The sequence below is a fragment of the Paracoccus sp. SSJ genome (assembly GCF_030234105.1).
Classification (GTDB): Bacteria; Pseudomonadota; Alphaproteobacteria; order Rhodobacterales; family Rhodobacteraceae; genus Paracoccus; species Paracoccus denitrificans.
Map to the genome: position 1 here is coordinate 386,989 of NZ_JASSPE010000001.1, position 23,294 is coordinate 410,282.

Sequence of the window (23,294 nt, forward strand, 5' to 3'; positions counted from 1 at the left end):
CTGCCGAAGGAGAGCCCCATGAAGCCAGCCGAGATCGCCCCGGACGAGGTCGCATGGCACGCCCGCAGCGGCGAGGAGACCTGTTCCGCGCTGGCGACCAGCCTTGACGGGCTTGGCCATGACGAGGCCGCGCGGCGGCTGGAGCGGTTCGGCCCGAACGAGCTGCCCCCCGCCGCCCGCACCCATCCGGTGCTGCGCTTCCTTGCCCAGTTCAACAACGCGCTGATCTATTTCCTGCTTTCGGCGGCGGTGGCGGCCATCGCGCTGGGGCATGTCATCGACGGCGTGGTGATCGTCGTGGTGGTGCTGGTGAACGCCGTCGTCGGCTTCATCCAGGAAGGCAAGGCCGAACGCGCGCTGGACGCCATCCGCGACATGATCGCCCCCCATGCCGTCGTGGTGCGCGAAGGCGAGCGGCACACGCTCGACACACGCGAGATCGTGCCCGGCGACATCGTGGTGATCGAGGCCGGCGACAAGGTGCCCGCCGACCTGCGCCTGCTGCGCGCGCGCGGGCTCAGCGCCGACGAGGCGATCCTGACCGGCGAATCGGTGCCCGCGGAAAAGACCGAAGGCCCGGTCGCGCCGGATGCCGTGCTGGGCGACCGCGCACCGATCCTGCATTCCGGCACGCTGGTCACCACCGGCCAGGGCATCGGCGTCGCGGTGGCGACCGGCCCGCGGACCGAGATCGGCCGCATTTCCGGCATGATCGGCGCCGTGCAGACCCTGACCACGCCGCTTCTGCGCCAGATCAACGCCTTCGGCACGCGCTTCACCTGGTTCGCCATCGCCACCGCCGCGCTGCTTTTCGTCTTTGCCACGCTGATCCGGGGCTATGCCCCGCTCGACGCGTTGATGGTGGTGGTGGCGCTGGCGGTCGGCGTGGTGCCCGAGGGGCTGCCCGCCGTCATCACCATCACCCTTGCCATCGGCGTGCGCCGCATGGCCGCACGCAATGCCGTGGTGCGGCGCCTGCCCGCGGTCGAGACGCTGGGCGCGACCTCGGTGATCTGCTCGGACAAGACCGGCACGCTGACCCGCAACGAAATGACCGTGCGCCATCTGGTGACCGCGGCCAGCGTCACCGCGATTTCCGGCACCGGCTACGCCCCCGAGGGGGAGTTTTCCGGCCCCGACGGCACCGAGCCCGCCCCCGAGGCGGAACGCGAGGCGCTGATCCGCGCCGGGCTTTTGTGCAACGACGCCCTGCTGGTCGAGCGCGAAGGGCATTGGGCCGTGCTGGGCGATCCGATGGAGGGCGCGCTGGTCGCCGCCGCCGCCAAGGCCGGCCTGCACCCCGAAACCGAGCGCACCTCGTGGAACCGGCTGGACGAGATCCCCTTCGACGCACAGCACCGCTTCATGGCGACCCTGCATGACGACCCCCAAGGCGAAAGGCGCATCTTCGTCAAGGGCGCCCCCGAACGGGTGCTGGCCATGTGCGGAACCCAGGCGGCGGGCGGGACCGCCCTGCCCCTGGACCCCGGCTATTGGCAGGAATGCATCGACGCCTGCGCCGCCGGGGGCGAGCGCGTGCTGGGCTTTGCCGGCATGGCCGCCGGCCCCGGGGTCGAGCGGCTGGATTTCGACATGGTCGAGGGCGGGCTGACCTTCCTGGGCCTTGCCGGCTTCATCGATCCGCCCCGCGACGAGGCCATCGCCGCGGTGGCGGAATGCCGCTCGGCCGGGATCGCCATCAAGATGATCACCGGCGACCACAAGGGCACGGCGGCGGCCATCGCCCGCCAGCTCGACATCGCCGACGATCCCAAGGTGCTGGAGGGCGCGGCGCTGGACGGCATGCCGGACGAAACGCTGCACCGCGTGGTCGAGGAGGTCAGCGTCTTTGCCCGCGCCACGCCCGAACACAAGCTGCGCATCGTCAACGCGCTGCAAGCCAACGGCCATATCGTCGCGATGACCGGCGACGGGGTGAACGACGCGCCCGCCGTCAAGCAGGCCGATGTCGGCGTCGCCATGGGCCGCAAGGGCACCGAGGCCGCCAAGGAGGCGGCGCAGATGGTGCTGCTGGACGACAACTTCGCCTCGATCGTCGCCGCCGTGCATGAGGGCCGCACCGTCTACGACAACATCCGCAAGGTGATCGGCTGGACGCTGCCCTCGAATGGCGGCGAGGTGCTTTGCGTGATCCTGGCGATCATCCTGGGCGTGACCCTGCCGATGACGCCGGTGCAGATCCTGTGGATCAACATGATCCTGACCGTCACGCTGGGGCTGGTCCTGGCCTTCGAGCCGCCCGAGCCCGACGTGATGAACCGCCCGCCGCGCCCGCGCGACGCGCCGATCCTGTCGCGTTTCCTGGTCTGGCGCATCGGCTTCGTCTCGGTGCTGTTCATGCTGGGGGTCTTTGGCATCTTCGCCTATGCCGGCATGCGCGGCTATGGGATCGAAGGGGCCCGCACCATGGTCGTCAACACGCTGGTGGTGATGGAGATCTTCTACCTGTTCAACGTGCGCTACCTGCACCGCAGCTCGTTCAGCCTGATCGGCGCCATGGGCACGCCCGCCGTGCTGGGGGCGATCGCGGTGGTGGTCGCGGCGCAGGTGCTGTTCACCTATGCGCCCTTCATGCACGACCTGTTCGACAGCGCGCCCATCGACCTTGCCGACGGGCTGGTGATCGTGGTGGTCGGCGTGGCGCTCATGGCCATCCTCGAGATCGAAAAGACGCTGACGCGCAGATTTGCCCTGTAAAGGCGGCGGCATCCGGCCCGGATTGATTTTGTTCCCTGTATGTTCTATATTGGGACCATGATCCGCAAGGGAGATCCGCCATGGACGCCACCACCTTTGCCCTGCCGGCCACGCCGCGCCAGATCGCCTATGCCCGCTCGCTTGCCCTGAGGAACCAGACGCTCCTGCCCTGGGAGGTGCAGCAGGATCGCCGCACGCTCAGCGCCTGGATCGAGGCGCAGGCGCGGATGCGGCCGGCGACGGGGCTGCCCACCTCGAAGCAGGTCGCCTTTGCCGAGCGCATCGCCCGGCTCAAGCGGCGCGCCGTGCCCGACGAATGCTTCCGCGACCGCCAACTGCTGTCGCGCTGGATCGACAGCAATCGCTGAACCCCGCGCCATGCGGCCCGATCAGGGCCGCATGTCCAGCGCGGCCAACGCGGTCAACTGCGCCCCGGCCGGTTCCGCCAGATCGTCCAGCACCTGGAAATGGTCGCAGCCCGGAACGTGCAACAGCACCGCGCGCTCACCCGCCTGCCGGCAGGCTTCGGCATAGTCGTCGGATTGCCGGATCAGTTCCGGCAGTTCCCCGGCACCGACAGCGACCAGCGTGGGCGCACCGGGGGCGATGATCCGCTGCGGGCTGCAAGCGGCGATCTCGGCCTCGGTCAGTTGCAGCTTGTCGTTCAGCTGGCCAAGGCCGATCGGCTCCAGGTCGAAAAGCCCGCTGATCGCCAGCACCGAGCCTACGGCGGGGTGGCCCCGATGCATGGCCGCCAGATGCCCGCCGGCGGAATGCCCGGCAAGGCAAAGCCGCCGCCCGGCAAGCCGGGGCGCGAGATGGTCGAGCAGATGCCCGATCTCGGCCACGATCTGCGTCATCGAAGCCTCGGGCGCCAGCGTGTATTCGGCCAGGATCACGTCATGGCCGCGCGCCAGGGGACCGGCGGCGCAGAAGGCGAAATCCTCCTTGACGCAGCTCTGCCAATAGCCGCCGTGGATGAAGACGAAGACCGGCGCATCCGGCCGGCCGCTGACAAACCAGTCGAAGGTCTGGCGCGCGCCGGGGCCATAGCGCAGATCCCGCCGGCAGTCATGCGCGGCATGGAACGCATCGCTGCGGGCGCGGAAATCCCGCATCAAGGCCGGGAAATCCGCGATCCTGCCGGTATTGCTGTAGGCCGTGTCCAGTTCCTGCCGGGTCATCCCCCGATAGATCGCCGTCGCCATTCACACCCCCAGATAGCGGTCGGTCAGGTCCGAGGTCAGATCGGCGATGCCGCCCTGCCAGACCGTCGCACCGCGCTCGACGATCACCGCGCGGTCGGCGACCGATGCGATCTCGCTGAGCGATTTGTCCACCAGCAGGATCGACAGCCCCTCGGCCTTGAGCCGCCGCACGCCGGCCCAGATCTCCTGCCGGACGACCGGGGCAAGGCCCTCGGTCGCCTCGTCCAGCACCAGCAGGCGCGGATTGGTCATCAGCGCCCGGCCGATGGCCAGCATCTGCTGCTCGCCCCCCGACAGCGTGCGCGCGATCTGGCCCATGCGTTCCTGCAGGCGGGGAAACAGGGCGCAGACGCGCGCCATGTCCCAGGGGCCGGGACGGGCGGCAACGGTCAGGTTCTCGGCCACGGTCAGCGGCGCGAAGCAGCGCCGCCCCTCCGGCACCAACCCGACGCCCAGCCGCGCCACCTTGGGCGCCGAGAGGCCGGCGACATCCCGGCCCGCAAAGCGCAGGCTGCCGGCGGAATGCGGCATCAGGCGGCTGATGCAGCGGATCGTCGTGGTCTTGCCCATGCCGTTGCGGCCCATCAGCGCCACGACCTCGCCTTCGCCCAGGTCCAGCGTGATGCCGAACAGCGCCTGCACCGGGCCGTAGGATGCGGTCACGTCGCGCAATTCCAGAAGATGGGTCATGCGTCCTCTCCCAGATAGGAACGCCGCACCTCGGGATTGGCGCGGATCTCGGCCACGCTGCCGGTGGCGATGATGCGGCCATAGACCAGCACCGAGATGCGGTCGGCCAGCGCAAAGACCGCGTCCATGTCGTGCTCGACCAGCAGGATCGGCGCCTCGTTGCGCAGTTCGGCCAGGATGCCGGTCAGCTGCCGCCCGCCCTCCAGCCCCATGCCGGCCATGGGCTCGTCCAGCAGGAAGGCGCGCGGGCGCAGGGCCAGCGCCATGGCGATCTCCAGCTTGCGGCGCTCGCCATGCGAAAGCGTCGCGGCGGGGACCAGATGCCGCCCGGCAAGGCCCGCCTGCTCGATATGGAACAGGGCGGGTTCGGTCAGCTTGCGGTCGGCCAGCGCCGGCAGGTGAAAGCGGAACACCGCGCCGCTGGCCCCGGCCACCGCCAGCATGACGTTTTGCAGCACGGTGAAATCCGGGATCACCGAGGACACCTGGAAGCTGCGCGCCAGCCCCAGCCGCGCCCGCGCCGCCGCGTCCAGCGTATCGATCACCTGCCCCTCGAAGCGGATGGTGCCGGCGTCGGGCCGGATCTCGCCGACGATCTGCTTGATCAGCGTGGACTTGCCGGCGCCGTTCGGGCCGATCAGGGCGTGGATCTCGCCCGGGCGCAGGTCCAGGCTGACATCGTCGGTCGCCACCAGCGCACCAAAGGACTTGCGCAGGCCCCGGATCTCCAGGATGGGTTCGTTGAGTTTCGGCTCAGGCATGGCGGCCCCTCCGCGTGACGATGCCGATCAGCCCGCCCGGCGCGAACAGCACGATGGCCAGCAGCAGAAGGCCCAGCAGCGCCTGCCAGTATTCGCTGATGCCGCCCAGGACATGCTCCAGCAGGATGAAAAGCGCGGCGCCGGCGACAGGGCCGCAAAGCCGCCCCACGCCCCCCAGGATGACGAAGACCATGATTTCGCCCGACATGTGCCAGGACATCATGGCCGGGCTGACGAAACGGTTCAGGTCGGCGTAAAGCGACCCCGCCAGCCCGACGATCATGCCCGACAGGACAAAAGCCGTCAGCCGGATCGCATAGGGCCGGATGCCGACGGCGACCGTGCGCTGGCTGTTTTGCCGCGCCGCCTGCAAGGCCAGGCCGAAACGCGACTGCGTGACCACGGCGGTAAAGACCAGCGCGACGGCCAGCAGCGTGGCGCAGATGGCGAAATACTGGATGGGGGCAAAGGTGTTCAGGCCGGGAAAGGTGTTGCGGACATAGAAGCTCAGCCCGTCCTCGCCGCCATAGCGCGGCCAGCTCATGGCGAAATAGTAAAGCATCTGCGCGAAGGCCAGCGTCACCATGATGAAATAGACGCCCGAGGTGCGCAGGCTGAGCGCCCCGATGACCAGCGCGGCCAGCCCCGCCGCCAGCATCGCCATCGGCCAGATGCCCAGCATCTCGTTGCTGCCCATGATGGTAAAGGGCAGGCTGGTGACCGGCATGCCGGTGCTGGCATGGCTGGCAAGGATCCCGGTGACGTAGCCGCCGATGCCGAAAAAGGCGGCATGGCCGAACGAGATCAGCCCGCCATAGCCCAGCGCCAGGTTCAGCCCCACCCCGGCAAGGCCGAAGATCGCGGCCTTGGTCGCCAGCGTCACGGTAAAGCCGTTGCCGGCCAGATGCGCACCGATGGCGGTGGCGACCAGCAGGGCAAGGATCGCCAGGTTGATCGCCGTATCGCGGTTCAATGTCTCTCGCATCGCTCAGCCCCTTGCCCCGAACAACCCCTGCGGCCGCAGGATCAGCACCACGGCCATCAGCACATAGATCAGCACCGAGGCCAGCGAGGCGCCGATGGTGTTGGCGCTGGACGCATCCCACACCCGCGACAGCAGCCCCGGCAGCAGCGCCTTGCCCAGCGTATCGGTCATGCCGACCAGCAGCGCACCGACAAGCGCGCCCTTGATCGAGCCGATGCCGCCGATCACCACCACCACGAAGGCCAGGATCAGCACCGGCTCGCCCATGCCGACCTGCACCGACTGGATGGTGCCGACCAGCGCCCCGGCAAGCCCCGCCAGCGCCGCGCCAAGCGCGAAGACGATGGTGTAGAGCCGCGCGATGTCGACGCCCAGCGCGCCGATCATCTCGCGATCCGCCTCGCCGGCGCGGATGCGGATGCCCAGCCGCGTGCGGGTGATAAGCCACCACAGCCCCACGGCCACCGCCGCGCCAAAGCCGATGATGACCAGCCGGAACAGCGGGTAATGCAGCCCGCCCGGCAGCACCACCGCGCCGGAAAGCGCGGCCGGCAGCTTGAGGTAAAGCGGGAACGAGCCGAACAGCCAGCGCGTGCCCTCGGAGAACACCAGGATCAGCGCGAATGTCGCCAGCACCTGGTCCAGGTGGTCGCGGGCGTAAAGCCGCCGGATCACCGCGATCTCGACCAGCGCGCCCGCGGCGGCGGCCGCCGCCAGGCTGGCGACCAGCCCCAGCCAGAACGAGCCGGTGGCCGCCGCCACCGCCGCGCAGGCGAATGCCCCGGTCATGTAAAGCGAGCCATGCGCAAGGTTGATCAGCCCCATGACGCCAAAGACCAGCGTCAGCCCGGCCGCCATCAGAAACAGCATCATCCCGTATTGCAGGCCGTTCAGCGCCTGCTCGGCCAGAAGCATCACCGCGTTATCTCCCGAATTGCCAGGGTGGGACCGGACCCGCCGGGCCCGGTCCGGCATGGGTTACATGCTGCACTGCTCGGCATAGGCGTCGCCGTGGTCGGTCATGGCCGGGCCGATGATCTTGTTGGTCAGCACATCGCCTTCCTTGACCACCTCGCGGACGTAATAGTCCTGGATCGGGTGCTGGTTCGGGCCAAAGCTGAACTTGCCGCGCACGCTGGGGAAGTCCGCCTCGGCCAGCGCGGCGCGGAAGGCGTCGGCATCGCCCACATCGGCCTTGGCGATGGCCGAGAGCAGCAGGTTCGCCGTGTCATAGGCCTGCGCGGCGTAAAGCGAGGGCAGGCGACCGTATTCGGCCTGGAAAGTCTCGACGAAGGCCTTGTTGGCCGGGTTGTCCAGGTCCTTGGCCCATTGCGCGGTGTTCTTGACCCCCAGCGCGGCATCGCCCACGGCGGGCAGGATGTCCTGGCTGAAGCTGAAGGCCGGGCCGATCACCGGCTTGCCGACGCCGGATTCGGCATATTGCTTCATGAAGGCGATGCCCATGCCGCCCGGCAGGAAGAAGAACACCGCATCCGCGTCGCTGTTGCGGATCTGGGCGATCTCGCCGGCATAGTCGGTCTGGCCGACCTGGGTATAGACCTCGCTGACCACCTCGCCCTTGTAATAGCGCTTGAAGCCCGCCAGCGAATCCTGCCCGGCGGGATAGTTCGGCGCCATGATGAAGACCTTGCCGATGCCCGCATCCGTGGCATGGGCGCCCGCCGCCTCGTGCAGGTTGTCGTTCTGGTAGGAGACCGAGAAATATTTCGGATTGCAGCCCGCCCCGGCCAGTTGCGAGGGCGCGGCATTGGTCGAAAGATAGAACTTGTCCTGCGCCACCGCCGCCGGCACCACCGCCATGGCGAGGTTCGACCAGACGATGCCGGTCAGCACGTCCACCTGTTCGGACTGGATCATCTTGTCGGCGATCTGCACGGCGACATCGGGTTTCTGCTGGTCGTCCTCGATCACCAGCTCGACCTCCTTGCCCGCGTCGCCCGCGTTCTTCAGCGCCAGCAGGAAACCGTCGCGCGTATCGACGCCCAGGCCGGCGCCGCCGCCCGACAGCGTGGTGATCATGCCGACCTTGACGGGTTCGGCCTGTGCCATTCCGGCCAGGGCCAGAGCGGCGGTGCCGCAGATCAGCAGCCTTTTCAGTTCCATGACAAACTCCCTGTGTGAAGCGCGATTGTTCGTCGCATGTTTTTATGATGCGGTCGCGGGCTGCAACGGATTTCGCGCATCAGCCCGCGGCCCTGGTCACGCCCGCCCTTCCAGCAGGCGGAAACGCTGGATCTTGCCGCTTTCGGTCTTGGGCAGCGCCTCGGCAAAGACCACGCGGCGCGGGTATTTGAAGGGCGCGATGACGGATTTGACGTGATCCTGCAAACACTTGGCCATCGCCTCGCCAGCCTGGGCACCGGGGCGCAGCACCACATGCGCCTCGACGATCTGGCCGCGCTCGGCCGAAGGGGCGCCCACGACCGCGCATTCCAGCACGTCGGGATGGGACAGAAGCGCGGCCTCGACCTCGGGGCCGGCGATGTTGTAGCCGGCCGAGACGATGATGCCGTCGGTGCGGGCGGCAAAGTGGAAATAGCCCTGCTCGTCCTGCCAGAAGCTGTCGCCGGTCAGGTTCCAGCCGTCCTGCACATAGGCGCGCTGCTTGTCCGGGTCGGCCAGATAGCGGCAGCCCACCGGCCCGCGCACCGCCAGCCGGCCCGTCTCGCCCGGCGGCAGTGCGCGGCCGTCGGGGCCGATGATCCGGGCCTCGTAGCCCGCGACCGGGCGGCCGGTGCAGGCCGGGCGGCTGTCGCCGAAGCGGTTGGTCAGGAAGATGTGCAGCATCTCGGTCGAACCGATGCCGTCCAGCATCGGCTTGCCGGTCTTGGCCATCCATTCCTCATAGACCGGGCCGGGCAGCGTCTCACCGGCCGAGACGGCGGCGCGCAGGCTGGACAGGTCCGCCCCCTCGTCCATGGCGCGCATCATCACCCGATAGGCAGTCGGCGCGGTAAAGCAGATGGTGGCGCGGTATTTCTGGATGATCTCGATCATGTTCGGCGGCGAGGCGTTTTCCAGCAGCGCGGCCGAGGCGCCGAAGCGCAGCGGAAACACCGCCAGCCCGCCCAGCCCGAAGGTAAAGGCCAGGGGCGGCGAGCCGACGAAGACATCCTCGGGCCGCACCTCCAGCACCTCGCGGGCATAGCCGTCGGCGATGATCAGGATGTCGCGGTGGAAATGCATGGTCGCCTTGGGCTCGCCCGTGGTGCCCGAGGTAAAACCCAAGAGCGCCACGTCGTCGCGGCCGGTTTGCACCGCCTGAAACCGCACCGGCTGGGACAGGGCGGCGCGGTCCAGTTCGGCATCGTGGTTCGCCGTGCCGTCGAAACCCACCACGGTCTTCAGATAGCGGCTGTCCTTGGCGGCCAGCGCCAGTTCGTCCATCAGCCGCGTGTCGCAAAGCGCGTGGCTGACCTGGGCCTTGTCGATGATCTTGGCCAGCTCGCCCGCACGCAGCATCGGCATGGTGTTGACCACCACCGCGCCGGCCTTGGTCGCGGCCAGCCAGCAGGCCACCATCGCCGGGTTGTTGGCCGAGCGGATCAGCACCCGGTTGCCGGGCCGCACGCCGTAATCCTCGACCAGCGCATGGGCGATGCGGTTGGTCCAGTCGGTCAGTTCCTTGTAGCTGCGGATGCGGCCGTTTCCGATCAGCGCGATATGGTCGCCGAAGCCCCGCTCGACCATGCGGTCGGTCAGCTCGACCGCGGCGTTCAGATATTCGGGGTAGTCGAAGCCGTCCAGCTTCAGCACGGGCCAAAGCTCGGCCGGCGGAAGGTTGTCGCGCGAGAAGGTATCGACATGCGCCGAGGGTCCAAGCGGCGGATTGCCTGTCATCTTCAGTCTCCCTGTTGGGCGGGCCGGCATCTTGTCGTGCCGTGGCCCGCGGGCGCCCCGCCCCCGTCAGGCGGGGATCACGGCGGTTGCCTCGATCTCGACCTTGGCGCGGTCCTCGACCAATGCGACGACCTGCACCAGCGCCATGGCCGGATAGTGCCGGCCGATGATGTCCTTGTAGGCCTGTCCGATCCCCTTGAGCGCGCCCAGATATTCGCGCTTGTCGGTGACATACCAGGTCAGGCGCACCAGATGTTCGGGCCGCGCGCCGGCCTCGGCCAGCACGGCGACGATGGATTTCAGCGTCACGCGCACCTGTTCGACGAAATCGTCGGTTTCGAACTCCTGCTGGTCGTTCCAGCCGATCATGCCGCCGGTGAACACCATCCGCCCGGTCGCGGCGATGCCGTTCGAATAGCCCGGCGTCGCCTTCCAGTTCCTGGGATGCAGAACCTCATGCACCATCGCTTGCCTCCATGAATGCGATCATCTTGCGGCGGATCACCTCGGGCCAGGGTGCGGCGCGCCCGTCCGGCGTGACCCAGACCAGGGTCGAGACGCATTGCAGCCTGACCTGCCCGCCGGCACTGGCCCGCTGCACCAGCCGCGCGCTGGAGCGGCCGACATGCTGGAGCTCCAGCGTGAATTCCAGCACCTCGCCCAGACGCGAGGGGGCCTGGAAGCCAGCCTCGATCTGCACGGTCGGGACGGCGCAATCCTCCTCGATGTGGATGCGGGTGAAGGGATAGGCCAGCACCTCGGCGAAGAAATTCTCGATCACCGAGTTCAGCATCTCGAAATAGCGGGGGTAAAAGACGATCCCCGCCGGGTCGCAATGGTTGAACTCGACCTGGATGCGACGCAGATAGCTCATCCCAACACGCTCCGGGCGATCACCACGCGCTGCACGTCGCTGGCGCCCTCATAGATGCGCAGGGCGCGGATGTCGCGGTAAAGCGCCTCGACCGCGGTGCCGTGGCGCACGCCGTCGCCGCCATGCAGCTGCAGCGCGGCGTCGATCACCTCCTGCGCGGCCTCGGTGGCGTAAAGCTTGGCCATCGCCGCCTCGCGGGTGACACGGGGGGCGCCCATGTCCTTGGTCCAGGCGGCGCGATAGACCAGCAGCGCCGCCGCATCGACCCTGACGGCCATGTCGGCCAGGTGGCCCTGCACGATCTGATGATCGGCCAGCGCGCCGCCGCCGGCCCGCGGCCTGTGCACCCGCGCCAGGGCTTCGTCCAGCGCGCGCCGCGCCATGCCAAGCGCCGCCGCGCCGACGGTGGGGCGGAACACGTCCAGCACCGACATGGCAATCTTGAAGCCCTCACCCGGTTTGCCGATCAGCGCCGCATCCGGCAGCACCACCCCGTCCAGCTTCAGCCGCGCCAGCGGATGCGGCGCGATGACCTCGATCCGCTCGGCGACGGACAGCCCGGCGCAGTCGGCCGGCATCAGAAAGGCCGAAAGGCCGCGCGCGCCGGGCGCCTCGCCCGTGCGGGCGAAGATCACGTAAGTATCCGCGATGCCGCCGTTCGAGATATAGGTCTTTTCGCCCGTCAGCCGCCAGCCGCCCGGGGTGCGCTCGGCCAGTGTCGCCGTGCTGGCCACGTCCGAGCCGGCGCCCGGCTCGGTCAGCGCAAAGGCCGAAATCGCCCGGCCCGTGCGCGTCCGGTCCAGCCATTCGCGCTGGCCGGGAGTGCCGAACAGCGACACCGCCCCCATGCCCAGCCCCTGCATGGCAAAGGCGAAATCGGCCAGCGGGTCGTGCCGCGCCAGCGTCTCGCGGATCAGGCACAGGCTGCGCACGTCCAGCGCCTCGCCCTCGGCCGCGCCGCTATGGCGCAGAAAGCCCGCCTGCCCCAGCGCCGCGACCAGCCCGCGGCAAGCCGCATCCACGTCGCCGTGATCCACCGGCAGATGCGCCGCGCACCAGTCCTCAAGCGCCGCCAAAAGTTCGCGGTGGCGGGTCTCGAAAAAGGGCCAGTCCAGAAAGCTGCGATCCGCCATGTCTCAATCCCCCTGAAAGACGGGTTTCTCCTTGGCGACAAAGGCGCGATAGGCGCGCTCGAAATCGCGGGTCTGCATGCAGATGGCCTGGGCCTGCGCCTCGGCCTCGATGGCCTGTTCCAGACCCATGTTCCATTCCTGGTTCAGCTGGGTCTTGGTGATGCCATGGGCAAAGACCGGGCCGGCCGCCAGCCGCTGCGCCAGCGCCTGCGCCTCATCCTCCAGCGCGTCCGCGTCATGCAGCGCGTTCCAGAAACCCCAGGCATGGCCCTCTTCGGCGCCCATCACCCGGCCGGTGTAAAGCAGTTCCGCCGCACGCCCCTGGCCGATGATGCGCGGCAGCATGGCGCAGGCGCCCATGTCGCAGCCGGCCAGCCCCACGCGGGTGAACAGGAAGGCGCATTTCGCCTGCGCCGTCGCCAGCCGCAGGTCCGAGGCCATGGCCAGGATCGCGCCGGCGCCGACGCAGATCCCGTCCACCGCCGCGATCACCGGCTTGCCGCAGCCGATCATCGCCTTGACCAGATCCCCGGTCATGCGGGTAAAGGCCAGAAGCCCCTTCATGTCCATGCCGACCAGCGGGCCGATGATGTCATGCACATCCCCGCCCGAGCAGAAATTGCCGCCGTTCGGGGCCAGCACCACCACATCCACGTCGCTGGCATAAACCAGCGCGCGGAAGGTGTCGCGCAGCTCGGCATAGCTGTCGAAGGTCAGCGGGTTCTTCCGCTCGGGGCGGTTCAGGCGGATGGTGGCGACGCGGCCCCGCATCTCCCAGATGAAATGCTGCGGCTTCAGCCCGGCCAGCTCGGTCATTTCGGCCCCCCCATGCGTTTCAGGATTTCGGTCAGCAGGTCGATGTCCTGCTCGGTCAGCCCGGCGAAAATGCGGTTCACCTCGGCCTCGTGATCGGCGGCAAAGCTCTCGAAGGCCGCCAGCCCCTCGGGCGTCAGGCTGACGAAGACCGTGCGCCGGTCGGTTTCCGAGGGCATGCGCCGCGCCAGCCCGTCCTTTTCCAGCCGGTCCACGACCGCCGTGGCATTGCCGTTCGAGACCAGCAGCATCCGCGACAGCTCGCTCATGGTGACGCCCTCGCGCCGGCGATACAGCGCCGCCATCACGTCGAAGCGCGGCAGCGTGGTGTCGTGCCGGACCCGCAGGAATTCGCGCAACTGCCCCTCGGCCGCGCGGGTAACGCCCAGCAGGCGGATCCACAGCTTCAGCCGGCGCTTGGACAGGGGATCGCTCATGCCTCGCCCCCCGCGATGGCGATGGCCTGGCCGTTGATCCCCTCGGAGCCCGGACCGCACAGCCACAGCGCCGCGGCACTGACCTCGGCGGGCTGGATCAGCCGGCCCTGCGGATTGGTCGCGGTCAGCGCGGCCAGCGCCTGATCCCGGCTCTTGCCGGTCTTGTCCATGATGGTGGCGATGGAACGCGCCGTCATCTCGGTGTCCAGGAAGCCGGGGCACAGCGCGTTGACCGTCACCGGCCGCCGCGCCACCTCCAGCGCCAGGCTGCGGACCAGCCCGACCACGCCATGCTTGGCCGCCGCATAGGGCGCGACGTAGGCATAGCCGCGAAGGCCGGCAGTCGAGGCCACGGCGATCAGCCGGCCCCAGCCGGGCAATTGCGCCAGCCCCTCGCGAAAGGTCAGGAAGGTGCCGGTCAGGTTCACCGCCAGCATGGCGTTCCACTGCTCCAGCGTGGTGCGGCCCAGGGGGGCGCTATCCGCCGCGCCGGCATTGGCGATGACGATATCGCAGGGGCCGGCATCGGCGAACATCGCCTTGACGCTGGGCTCACTGGTCACGTCGGCGGTCAGGGCGCGGGCGCCGGTCTGTTCGGCCACGGCCTCCAGCGGCGCCTTGCGGCGGCCGCAGATCACCACCTCGGCCCCGGCCCGGGCAAAGGCGCGCGCCAGATCGGCGCCGACGCCCGTGCCGCCCCCGGTGATCAGCACACGCTTGCCCGCGATGGTCATGCCCGGATCGCCTCCTGCGCGCGGCTGCGCAGCCGCAGCGCCTGGTCGCGGCCGGCCAGATAAGGCAAGGGCCAGGCCGCGGCCTCGTCCCCGGCCTCGACGGCGGCGTGCAAGGTCCAATAGGGATCGGCCAGATGCGGCCGCGCCAGGCAGACCAGATCGGCCCGGCCGGCCAGCAGGATGCCGTTCACCTGATCGGCCTCGGTGATATTGCCCACCGCCATCGTCGCCAGCCCCGCCTCGTTGCGGATGCGGTCGCTGAACGGGGTCTGGAACATCCGGCCATAGATCGGCCGCGCCCCGGTGCTGGTCTGGCCGGCCGAGACGTCGACGATGTCGGCGCCGGCATCGGCGAACATCCGGGCGATCTCGACCGCCTCCTCGGGCGTCACGCCCTCGTCCCCCACCCAGTCATTGGCCGAGATGCGCACCGACATCGGCTTTTCCGCCGGCCATGCGGCACGCATCGCCGCGAACACCTCCAGCGGATAGCGCATGCGGTTTTCCAGGCTGCCGCCATATTCGTCCTCGCGCCGGTTCGACAGCGGCGAGATGAAGCTGGAGATCAGATAGCCATGCGCCGCATGCAGCTCGACCATGTCGAAGCCCGCCCGCGCCGCCATCCCGGTCGCGGCGACGAACTGGTCGCGCACCATGTCCATGTCGGCGCGGTCCATCGCCTTGGGCACGGCATTGCCGTCCTGCCACGGGATCGCGCTGGCCGAGATCAGCGGCCAGTTGCCCTGGGCCAGCGGCCGGTCGGCATCCTGCCAGCCAAGCTGGGTCGAGCCCTTGCGGCCGGAATGGCCGATCTGCATGCAGATCTTCGCCCGCGTCTCGGCATGGGTGAAATCGACGATCCGCTTCCAGGCAGCCTCGTGTTCGGGCGCGTAAAGACCCGGGCAGCCAAGGCTGATCCGCCCCTCGGGCGAGACGCAGGTCATCTCGGTATAGACCAGCCCGGCGCCGCCCTTGGCGCGTTCGGCGTAATGGGCGAAATGCCAGTCGGTCGGGCAGCCGTCCACGGCCTTGTATTGCGCCATGGGCGAGACGACGATGCGGTTTTCCAGCTCCATGTCGCGCAGCTTGAAGGGCGCGAACATCGGGCGCCGGCCCTTGCGCCCGCCTGCGCGTTCCTGGAACCAGTCCTCGGCCTGCCCCAGCCATTCGGGATCGCGCAGGCGCAGGTTCTCGTGGCTGATGCGCTGCGAACGGGTCAGCAGCGAATAGGCAAATTGCAGGGGTTCCATGTCCAGGTAACGCTCGACCTGCTCGAACCATTCCAGGCTGTTGCGCGCGGCCGATTGCAGGCGCAGCACCTCGATGCGGCGCTCTTCCTGATAGCGTTCGAAGGCGGCCTGCATCGTCGGTTCCGAATGCAGGTATTCGGCCAGCGCGATGGCGCTGTCGAAGGCCAGCCGCGAACCCGAGCCGATCGAGAAATGCCCGGTCGCCGCCGCATCGCCCATCAGCACGACATTCTCGTGATACCAACGCTCGCAGATCACCCGCGGGAACTGGATCCAGACCGCCGAGCCGCGCAGATGCGCCGCATTGGACATCAACTCGTGGCCACCCAGATGGCGCTCGAAGATCTTGCGGCAGGTTTCGACCGTCTCTTCCTTGGACATGTCGGGAAAGCCCAGCTTCTCCCAGGTCTCGGGCAGGGTCTCGACGATGAAGGTCGCGGTGTTGTCGTCGAACTGGTAGACATGCGCCCAGATCCAGCCATGCTCGGTGCGCTCGAAGATGAAGGTGAAGGCGTCGTCGAATTTCTGATGCGTGCCCAGCCAGACGAACTTGCAGCGCCTCGTGTCGATGTCGGGCTTGAACACCTCGGCATATTCGGCGCGCACCAGGCTGTTGATGCCGTCGCAGCCCACCACCAGGTCGTAATCCTTGCGGTATTCCTCGGCCGAGCGGAACTCGGTCTCGAAGCGCAGGTCGATGCCCAGTTCGCGCGCACGGGCTTGCAACAGGACCAGCATCTGCTTGCGGCCGATGCCCGCGAAGCCATGCCCGCCCGAGACGGTGCGCACGCCGTCATGCACCACGGCGATGTCGTCCCAATAGGCGAAATGGCTGCGGATCGCCTCGGTGCTGGCGGGGTCGTTCTGCTGCATCCGCCCCAGCGCGTCGTCCGACAGAACCACGCCCCAGCCGAAAGTGTCGTTGGCCTTGTTGCGTTCCAGCACGGTGATCTGGTGCGACGGGTCGCGCAGCTTCATCGAAATGGCGAAATACAGCCCAGCCGGTCCACCGCCCATGCACAAAATCTTCATCGCTCACCTCCCTGCGCCTTTCCGCCCCCTGAGGAAAACCTGCCAGCGAATCGGATTCGTTTCAAGTTTAAAATTTCAAGCTTGAAATGATTTTTGCCGGTGGCATGATGCGCATGGGATGCAGTGCGGAGTTTGCGACATGACAACCATTGCCGTCATCGGCCTGGGCACCATGGGCTTGGGCATCGCCCAGACCTATGCCGCCGCGGGTTTTGCCCTTCTGGCGACCGATGCCGTGCCAGAGGCGCGCGAGACTGCGCTGGACCGGCTGCGCGCCGGCCTTGCGCCTCGGGTCCGGGCCGGCAAGCTGGCGCAAGCCGATCTGGACGCGATCCTGGCCCGCATCACCGTCGTCGACGGCCCCAAGGCCATGGGCGCCACCGATCTGGCCATCGAGGCGGTGGTCGAGCGGATGCCGGTCAAGCAGAGCCTTTTCGCCGCATTGGAGGCGGTGGTGGCGCCCGATGCGGTGCTGGCGAGCAATACGTCCTCGCTGTCGGTGGCTGCCATGGCCGAGGGGCTGGCCCGCCCCGAGCGCCTGCTGGGCCTGCATTTCTTCAACCCGGCGCCGGTGATGAAACTGGTCGAGCTGGTGGCCCATCCCGGGACCGGCGCAGCGGCGCTGGACCGCGCCCGCCGACTGACCGAGGCCGCCGGCAAGACCGTGATCCCATGCCCCGACCGGCCCGGCTTCATCGTCAACCGCTGCGCCCGGCCGTTTTACGGCGAGGCGCTGGCTATGCTGGAGGAAGGCCGCAGCACGGCCGAGATCGACGCGGCGATGCAGGCGGCGGGCTACCCCCTGGGCCCCTTTGGCCTGATCGACCTGGTGGGCGCCGACATCAACCTGGCGGCCACGGAAAGCCTTGCCGCCGCCATGGAGGGCCATCCGCGCTATCACGTCTTCGACGCGCTGCGGCGGCAGGTCGCCTCGGGCGATCTGGGGCGCAAGACCGGCCGGGGCTTCCTTTACCCGGACGAGCCCGGCCCCGCCCCCAAGGATGCCGAGGCCATCGTCCGGCGCATCGAGGCGGCGCTGGTCAACGAGGCCGGCTGGCTGCTGGCCGAAGGCGGCACGACGCAGCAAGGCATCGACACGGCGCTGAAACTGGGCCTGAACTTCCCGCGCGGCCCGTTCGAGGTGCTGGCCGCACAGGGGCATGAGCGGGTGTTGGCCCGGCTGGACCACCTTGCCGCCGCCGCGCCGGCCCATTTGGACGGACGCTACCAGCCCGCTCCGGTGCTGACGCGCTGATTCACGGCTGCGCGAAACGGGCCGAGACCTCGGCAGGACCGACCCGGGCATGGGCGCTGCGGGCGCCATCCAGCGGCAAGGGGCCGATCCGGGCGCCGGTGATGACGACATTGCCCCGGCGCAGCGGCAGGCCCTGCGCCGCCGCATGACCGGCCAGCCAGGACAGGAAATCCACCGCCTCGGCCAGACTCGCCGCGGCCTCGGGGGCGGCGACGGGTTGGTCGTTCAGCCGAAGTTCGATCCCCAGCCTGCCGGTCATGCCATCGCGCCAGCCGGGCAACACGTCGCCCAGCACGATCCCGGCCGAGCCGAAGCCGTCGGCCATCAGTTCCAGCGGGCTCGCCATCCTGCGGTCGGCAAGGCGCGGGGCGACCAACTCGAAGGCCAGCCGCACCTCGGCGATGGCATCCGTCGCAGCGGCGGCTGTCGCACCGGCGGGCAGGTCCGCGCCAAGGATCAGGGCGGTCTCGACCTCGATACAGGCATCGGCCGGCAAGGGCCGCAAAAGGGCGCCCGAGCGGACGACCCCCTGCCCCGGCAGAGCGCCGGCATGGCGGTCTCGGCCGGCCAGCAGCGCCATTTTCCAGGCACCGCCGCCAAGCGCCCGGATCACCGCCCCTTGCACCGCATAGGCCGCGTCGGGATCGGGCGGCAGCGGGGTCAGGCCGGGCAGGCGCGGCGCGCCCCGATGGACCGCCAGCAGGGCGCGGGCGGCGGCCTCGGGATCGAATGCGGCGCTCACGTCGCCACCCTCAGGCCCAGGTCGGGCATGGCGCTGCGCGGGATGACCGCGCCGGGATGGGCCACGACGACCGAGGCCAGGCGGGCAGCAAGGGCCACGGCCTCGACCGGCGACAACCCTGCCTCGGACGCGACCAGCCAGCCGGCATTGAAGCTGTCGCCGGCGCCGGTGGTATCGAGCGCGGCGATCTTCGGCGGCAGCGGATGGGTCTCGATCCGGGTGCGGCCGGGCGCACGGTGCAGCACCTCGTCCCCTCCGGTGGTCAGCACGATCTCGGCTCCGCCCAGCCCGGCCAGCAGCGCCATCGCCCCGGCCGGGTCCGCGACGCCAAAGCAGCCGGCCAGATCGTCCAGCGAGGGCAGGATCAGCGTCGCCAGCGCCGCCGCGCGGGCGATCACCTGGCGCGCAACAGCGGCATCGGGCCAAAGGGCGGGGCGGTAATTCGTGTCCAGCACGATCCGGCCCCCCGCCGCCAACCGCCGTTCCAGCGCCGCGAACAGCCGTTCGCGGCTTTCTGGCAGCAGGATCGCCAGCGTGACGCCGGACAACAGCACCGTCCCGGCCTCGGCCACGGCATGCAGCGCCTCGTCGCCGTTCTGGAACATGCGCCGCGCCGGCGCTTGTTCGCGCCAGTAAAGAAAGCTGCGCTCGCCCCGCATATCGGTCGAGATGAAGCTGAGCCCGGGGCGGCCGCCCGGTTCGGTGGCGCAAAGATCGGCCACGCCCTCCTCGGCCATGACGCCGCGCAGCCAGCGGCTCATCGCGTCGTCGCCGAGTTGCGACAGATAGCCGACCGAGCCGGCCGGCAAGAGCCGCGCCAGATAGATGGCACTGTTCAGCGTGTCGCCACCCGCGCGCCGGTCGAAGGTCGAGGGCGCATCGCGGCGCGCGGTGAACTCGACCAGCGGCTCACCGATGCAAAGGTAGCGCATGCCAGGCCTCGTAAGGGGTGGGCAGCGGCCGGCCGGCGAAATAGGCGGCGATATTGTCCAGCACCAGCTGCGCCATCGCGCGCCGCGCCTCGGCCGTGGCCGAGCCGATATGCGGGGTCAGCACGCAATTCGGGGCATCCAGCAGCGCCTGCGGCACGTTCGGCTCGTCGTCGAACACGTCGAGCCCGGCCCCGGCGATGGCGCCCGCATCGAGCGCCGCGGCCAGCGCCCCGGCATCGACCACCGGGCCGCGCGCGACATTGACCAGAATGCCAGCGGAGCCGAGCGCCGCCAGCACATCGGCATCGACCAGGCCGCGCGTATCCTCGCCCCCCGCCGCGGTGACGAAAAGCAGCGCGCAATCCCGCGCCAGGGCCAGCGCGTCGGGGCGGAAACCGTCCGGGGTGCCCGGCTTTTCATGCCGGGCGGTGTAGAGCACTTCCATCCCCATGCCGCGCAGCAGGTCGGCCAGCCGGCGCCCGATACGGCCATAGCCCAGGATGCCGGCCCGCCGCTCCAGCAGCGAGAGGCCAAGGCCCAGCTTGCCGCCCGAGGACCACTGTCCCGCGCGCACGAAACGGTCGCCCTCGGCGATGCGGCGCCCCGCCGCCAGGGCCAGGCCAAGCGCCATCTCGGCCACCGCCAGGGACAGCACGTCGGGGGTGGTGGTGACGGCGATGCCGCGACGCCGCGCCTCGGCCAGATCGACGGCATCGACGCCGACGCCGTTCACCGCGATCAGCCGCAGCGCCGGCAGCCGCGTCATCTGCGCACCCGACAGCCCGATATTGCCGGCGGTCAGCACCGCCTCGACATCCGCCGCATCGCCGATGTCGCGGATCACCCGATAGTCGGCGGCAAGCCGGTCGGCCATGTCCTGCGGCTTCAGCTCGGCCAGGGCCAGGATACGCGGGCGGGTCATGCGATCTGGCCCAGGAAGTTCTGCAGCCGCTCGTTCCTGGGATTGCCGAAGAACTCGTCCGGCGCGTTCTCCTCGACGATCACGCCCTTGTCCATGAAGATCACCCGGTCGGCGACGGCACGGGCGAAATCCATCTCATGCGTGACGCAAAGCATGGTCATCCCCTCGCGCGCGAGGTCGATCATGGTGTCCAGCACCTCCTTGACCATTTCCGGATCCAGCGCCGAGGTCGGCTCGTCGAACAGCATGATGCGCGGCTTCATGCACAGCGCGCGAGCAATGGCGACGCGCTGCTGCTGGCCGCCGGAAAGCTGGGCCGGATATTTGTCGGCCTGTTCGGGAATGCGCACCCGCTCCAGGTATTTGCGGGCCGTCGCCTCGGCCTCGGCGCGCGGGGTCTTGCGGGTCTTCATCGGCGCGAGGATGCAGTTCTCCAGCACGGTCATGTGCGGGAACAGGTTGAAGGACTGGAAGACCATGCCGACATCCTGCCGCACCTTGGCGACATTGTCGCCGCCGGCGGTCAGTTCCACCCCATCGACGATGATGGTGCCGGATTCGATGGGCTCCAGCTGGTTGATGGTGCGGATCAGCGTCGACTTGCCCGAGCCCGAGGGCCCGCAGATGACGATGCGCTCGCCCCGCGTCACGGTCAGGTCGATATCGACCAGCGCATGATAGGCGCCGTAATACTTGTTCACGGCACGCATGATGATGGCATGTTCGGTCATGTCGGTTTCCCCTGGGATGACACGCGGCCGGGACACGGCCGCGCGGCGCGCGTCACTGGGCGTTCTTGACGAAATCGGGCAGTGGCTCGCCCAGCCATTTCTGATGGATCTGGTCCAGCGTGCCGTCGGATTTCGCCTGGTCGACGAAGGCGTTGACCTGTTCCAGCAGCGCATCCGACCCCGGCGCGACGGCGATGCCCTGCACCTGGCTCGACAGGTCGAACTTCTTGTCGAAACGATCGCCCGCCACGGTCGAGACCTGCGAGAACACCACGTTCGACAGCCCGATCAGCCTGACCTGCCCCGACATCAGCGCCTGCACCGCGCTGGCGTCGTCGTCGAAGCGGCGGATGTCGGTGCCCTGCGGCGCGACGGCGGTGACGCCGGTGTCCTGGGTCGAGGCGCGGGCGACGGCAAGGGACTGGCCCGCCAGCCCCTCGGCATCCGTCACCTCCAGACCGCCGTCGCCATAGACGGCGATGCTGATCCCGGCATAGGGCTTGGAGAAATCGACCTTCTCCGCCCGCTCCTCGGTGATGCCCAGCGAGGCGACCAGCACATCGACCTGGCCCGAAAGCAGATAGGGGATGCGGTTCGGCCCGGTGACCGGGACGATCTGCGCCTGCACGCCCAGGAACTCGCCAAGCGCATTGGCCACGTCGGCATCATAGCCGTCGGCCTTGCCCGAAGCGTCCTGGATGCCGAAGGGCGGGAAATCGACCAGCATGCCCACCCTGAGGGTGCCGGCATTCTTGATCGCGTCCAGATCGGCGGCGCTTGCGGGCGGGACAAGCCCCATGGCCAGCGCGCCGGCGGCCAGGGCGGTAAAGATGCGACGATTCAGTTTCATGGTTTCCTCCTCCGTGAACTCATTGCCTGCGGTGCTCTAGCGGGTGACCGCCAGCCGCATGCGCGCCTCCATGCGCCGGGCCAGAAGCGACAGGGGCCAGCACAGGACGAAATAGAGCGCGGCCACCGTGCCGAAGACCAGGAACGGCTTGAAGGCCGCGTTGTTGATGATCTGACCGGCACGGGTCAGTTCGGTGAAGCCGATGATCGAGGCCAGCGAGGTGCCCTTGATCAGCTGCACCAGGAAGCCCACGGTCGGCGCGGTCGCCAGCCGCATCGCCTGCGGCAGGACGACATGGCGCATCCGGTCCTTGTAGGACAGCGACAGCGCCGTGGCCGCCTCGGTCTGGCCCGGCGGCACCGCCTCGATCGCGCCGCGCCAGATCTCGCCCAGATAGGCGCTGGCATGCAGCGTCAGCGCCACGGCCGCGGCCAGCAGCGGGTCGATGGGCAGGCCGACGACGGCCAGGCCGAAATAGACCAGGAACAGCTGCATCAGCAGCGGCGTGCCCTGAAAGACCTGGATGAAACCGGCGGCGATGCGGCGACGCAGCCGGCCCTGCGCGGTCCGCGCCAGGGCGACCGCCAGCCCACCCAGGGCGCCGCCCAGAAAGGCGATGGCGGACAGGATCAGCGTCCAGCGGACGGCCGAGACGATGAACATCAGGTCGGCAGAGGAAAATTCGCGGATCATCTCAGCGGCTCGCGGGATAGGTGAAGAAGACGCGGCGGATGGCGCCGAACATGGTCGAGAAGCCAAGCGCCAGCAGGAAATACAGGATGGTCAGCACCAGATAGATCTCGAAGCTGGCAAAGGTGCGGGCGTTCAGGTCCGCCCCCGCCGAGGCGAGGTCGTTGGCCGAGATGATCGAGACCACGCTGGAGGTCAGCATCAGATAGATGAACTGGCTGGTCAGCGAGGGATAGATGTTGCGCAGCGCCGGGATCATCACGACATGGCGAAAGATCTGCACGGGGCTGAGGCCAAGCGCCCGTCCCGCCTCGATCTGGCCGCGGGGGATCGATTCGATGCCGGTGCGGATGATTTCGGTGCCATAGGCGCCGACATTGACCACCAGCGCGACCAGCGCGGCGGTGTTCGGCGACATGCTGATGCCGGCGGCGGGCAGGCCGAAGAAGATGAAGAAGATCTGCACCAGGAACGGCGTGTTGCGGATCACCTCGACATAGACGTCGGTCAGCCAGCGCAGCGGCCGGATGCCCGAGGTCTTGGCGACCGCGCCCAGGACCGAGACGATCAGCCCCAGCACCATGGCCATCAGCGACAGCCGCACCGTCAGCCAGGCGCCGTAAAGCAGCAGGTCGAGGTTGCCGAAAACTGGCTGGAAGTTGAACTGATACATCTG

24 protein-coding genes are annotated in these 23,294 nt (G+C 68.8%); 3 read left to right on the forward strand and 21 right to left on the reverse strand.

The genetic code is table 11. The annotated features are described in order from the left end of the window. The first annotated feature begins 18 nt into the window (after positions 1-18). The gene (locus QPR87_RS01835) at positions 19-2,718 is read left to right on the forward strand and encodes a cation-transporting P-type ATPase (RefSeq protein ID WP_285048000.1); all 2,700 of its coding nucleotides are present in this window, start codon (positions 19-21) and stop codon (positions 2,716-2,718) included. Positions 2,719-2,798: 80 nt separating this feature from the next. Further along, positions 2,799-3,086, forward strand: coding sequence for a hypothetical protein (locus QPR87_RS01840; protein ID WP_011751319.1), 288 nt, complete (start codon positions 2,799-2,801; stop codon positions 3,084-3,086). Between the two features lie 21 nt (positions 3,087-3,107). Here QPR87_RS01840 and QPR87_RS01845 read toward each other — a convergent pair whose 3' ends face one another. The 14 genes from QPR87_RS01845 to QPR87_RS01910 all read right to left on the reverse strand — a co-directional run bounded on the left by QPR87_RS01845 (position 3,108) and on the right by QPR87_RS01910 (position 16,496). Continuing rightward, positions 3,108-3,926, reverse strand: a complete 819-nt coding sequence (locus tag QPR87_RS01845) for an alpha/beta hydrolase (RefSeq protein ID WP_285048002.1) — start codon at positions 3,924-3,926, stop codon at positions 3,108-3,110. Next, complete coding sequence (locus QPR87_RS01850) at positions 3,927-4,616, reverse strand: ABC transporter ATP-binding protein (protein ID WP_104493439.1); 690 nt, start codon at positions 4,614-4,616, stop codon at positions 3,927-3,929. Beyond that, complete coding sequence (locus QPR87_RS01855) at positions 4,613-5,377, reverse strand: ABC transporter ATP-binding protein (RefSeq protein WP_011751316.1); 765 nt, start codon at positions 5,375-5,377, stop codon at positions 4,613-4,615. The genes QPR87_RS01850 and QPR87_RS01855 overlap by 4 nt, the downstream gene beginning before the upstream one ends. Continuing rightward, on the reverse strand, positions 5,370-6,362 hold the full coding sequence (locus QPR87_RS01860; RefSeq protein ID WP_011751315.1) for a branched-chain amino acid ABC transporter permease: 993 nt from the start codon (positions 6,360-6,362) through the stop codon (positions 5,370-5,372). Before QPR87_RS01860 ends, QPR87_RS01855 begins: the two co-directional genes overlap by 8 nt. Before the next feature lie 3 nt (positions 6,363-6,365). Next, positions 6,366-7,277, reverse strand: a complete 912-nt coding sequence (locus QPR87_RS01865) for a branched-chain amino acid ABC transporter permease (RefSeq protein WP_011751314.1) — start codon at positions 7,275-7,277, stop codon at positions 6,366-6,368. A gap of 63 nt (positions 7,278-7,340) precedes the next feature. Beyond that, positions 7,341-8,486, reverse strand: a complete 1,146-nt coding sequence (locus tag QPR87_RS01870; RefSeq protein ID WP_011751313.1) for an ABC transporter substrate-binding protein — start codon at positions 8,484-8,486, stop codon at positions 7,341-7,343. Positions 8,487-8,582: 96 nt separating this feature from the next. Next, positions 8,583-10,223, reverse strand: coding sequence for an AMP-binding protein (locus QPR87_RS01875; protein ID WP_285048003.1), 1,641 nt, complete (start codon positions 10,221-10,223; stop codon positions 8,583-8,585). A gap of 66 nt (positions 10,224-10,289) precedes the next feature. After that, positions 10,290-10,688 carry a RidA family protein gene (locus tag QPR87_RS01880; RefSeq protein WP_011751311.1) on the reverse strand — a complete coding sequence of 133 codons (399 nt, stop codon included), beginning with the start codon at positions 10,686-10,688 and terminating at the stop codon, positions 10,290-10,292. After that, on the reverse strand, positions 10,678-11,097 hold the full coding sequence (locus tag QPR87_RS01885) for an acyl-CoA thioesterase (RefSeq protein WP_011751310.1): 420 nt from the start codon (positions 11,095-11,097) through the stop codon (positions 10,678-10,680). Before QPR87_RS01885 ends, QPR87_RS01880 begins: the two co-directional genes overlap by 11 nt. Further along, on the reverse strand, positions 11,094-12,230 hold the full coding sequence (locus QPR87_RS01890) for an acyl-CoA dehydrogenase family protein (protein ID WP_285048005.1): 1,137 nt from the start codon (positions 12,228-12,230) through the stop codon (positions 11,094-11,096). The genes QPR87_RS01885 and QPR87_RS01890 overlap by 4 nt, the downstream gene beginning before the upstream one ends. Before the next feature lie 3 nt (positions 12,231-12,233). Beyond that, on the reverse strand, positions 12,234-13,046 hold the full coding sequence (locus QPR87_RS01895) for an enoyl-CoA hydratase family protein (protein WP_231000681.1): 813 nt from the start codon (positions 13,044-13,046) through the stop codon (positions 12,234-12,236). Beyond that, complete coding sequence (locus QPR87_RS01900) at positions 13,043-13,480, reverse strand: MarR family winged helix-turn-helix transcriptional regulator (protein ID WP_104493445.1); 438 nt, start codon at positions 13,478-13,480, stop codon at positions 13,043-13,045. Before QPR87_RS01900 ends, QPR87_RS01895 begins: the two co-directional genes overlap by 4 nt. Then, positions 13,477-14,214: an SDR family NAD(P)-dependent oxidoreductase gene (locus QPR87_RS01905; protein WP_285048008.1), complete on the reverse strand. Its 738-nt coding sequence runs from the start codon at positions 14,212-14,214 to the stop codon at positions 13,477-13,479. The genes QPR87_RS01900 and QPR87_RS01905 overlap by 4 nt, the downstream gene beginning before the upstream one ends. After that, the gene (locus QPR87_RS01910) at positions 14,211-16,496 is read right to left on the reverse strand and encodes a bifunctional salicylyl-CoA 5-hydroxylase/oxidoreductase (protein WP_285048009.1); all 2,286 of its coding nucleotides are present in this window, start codon (positions 16,494-16,496) and stop codon (positions 14,211-14,213) included. The genes QPR87_RS01905 and QPR87_RS01910 overlap by 4 nt, the downstream gene beginning before the upstream one ends. A gap of 139 nt (positions 16,497-16,635) precedes the next feature. Here QPR87_RS01910 and QPR87_RS01915 point away from each other — a divergent pair, with 139 nt between their 5' ends. Beyond that, positions 16,636-17,751: a 3-hydroxyacyl-CoA dehydrogenase gene (locus tag QPR87_RS01915; RefSeq protein WP_285048010.1), complete on the forward strand. Its 1,116-nt coding sequence runs from the start codon at positions 16,636-16,638 to the stop codon at positions 17,749-17,751. 1 nt (position 17,752) lies between these two features. On the opposite strand, the gene QPR87_RS01920 is transcribed toward QPR87_RS01915, so the two are convergent. Genes QPR87_RS01920 through QPR87_RS01950 form a run of 7 tightly spaced genes read right to left on the reverse strand, consistent with a single transcriptional unit; the run spans position 17,753 to position 23,291 of the window. Then, positions 17,753-18,493 (reverse strand): fumarylacetoacetate hydrolase family protein, encoded by a 741-nt coding sequence (locus tag QPR87_RS01920; protein WP_285048012.1) that lies wholly within the window; start codon positions 18,491-18,493, stop codon positions 17,753-17,755. Continuing rightward, entirely contained in the window at positions 18,490-19,425 is a 936-nt protein-coding gene (locus QPR87_RS01925) for a sugar kinase (protein ID WP_285048013.1), read from the reverse strand. Before QPR87_RS01925 ends, QPR87_RS01920 begins: the two co-directional genes overlap by 4 nt. After that, entirely contained in the window at positions 19,403-20,347 is a 945-nt protein-coding gene (locus QPR87_RS01930; RefSeq protein WP_285048014.1) for an NAD(P)-dependent oxidoreductase, read from the reverse strand. The genes QPR87_RS01925 and QPR87_RS01930 overlap by 23 nt, the downstream gene beginning before the upstream one ends. Further along, the gene (locus tag QPR87_RS01935) at positions 20,344-21,078 is read right to left on the reverse strand and encodes an amino acid ABC transporter ATP-binding protein (protein WP_011751300.1); all 735 of its coding nucleotides are present in this window, start codon (positions 21,076-21,078) and stop codon (positions 20,344-20,346) included. Before QPR87_RS01935 ends, QPR87_RS01930 begins: the two co-directional genes overlap by 4 nt. Before the next feature lie 52 nt (positions 21,079-21,130). Further along, the gene (locus QPR87_RS01940) at positions 21,131-21,928 is read right to left on the reverse strand and encodes a transporter substrate-binding domain-containing protein (protein WP_285048016.1); all 798 of its coding nucleotides are present in this window, start codon (positions 21,926-21,928) and stop codon (positions 21,131-21,133) included. A 36-nt stretch (positions 21,929-21,964) separates the two neighbouring features. Further along, on the reverse strand, positions 21,965-22,621 hold the full coding sequence (locus tag QPR87_RS01945; RefSeq protein WP_285048018.1) for an amino acid ABC transporter permease: 657 nt from the start codon (positions 22,619-22,621) through the stop codon (positions 21,965-21,967). 1 nt (position 22,622) lies between these two features. After that, a complete protein-coding gene (locus tag QPR87_RS01950; protein WP_011751297.1) occupies positions 22,623-23,291 on the reverse strand; it encodes an amino acid ABC transporter permease in 669 nt (222 codons plus the stop codon). Positions 23,292-23,294: the final 3 nt, after the last annotated feature.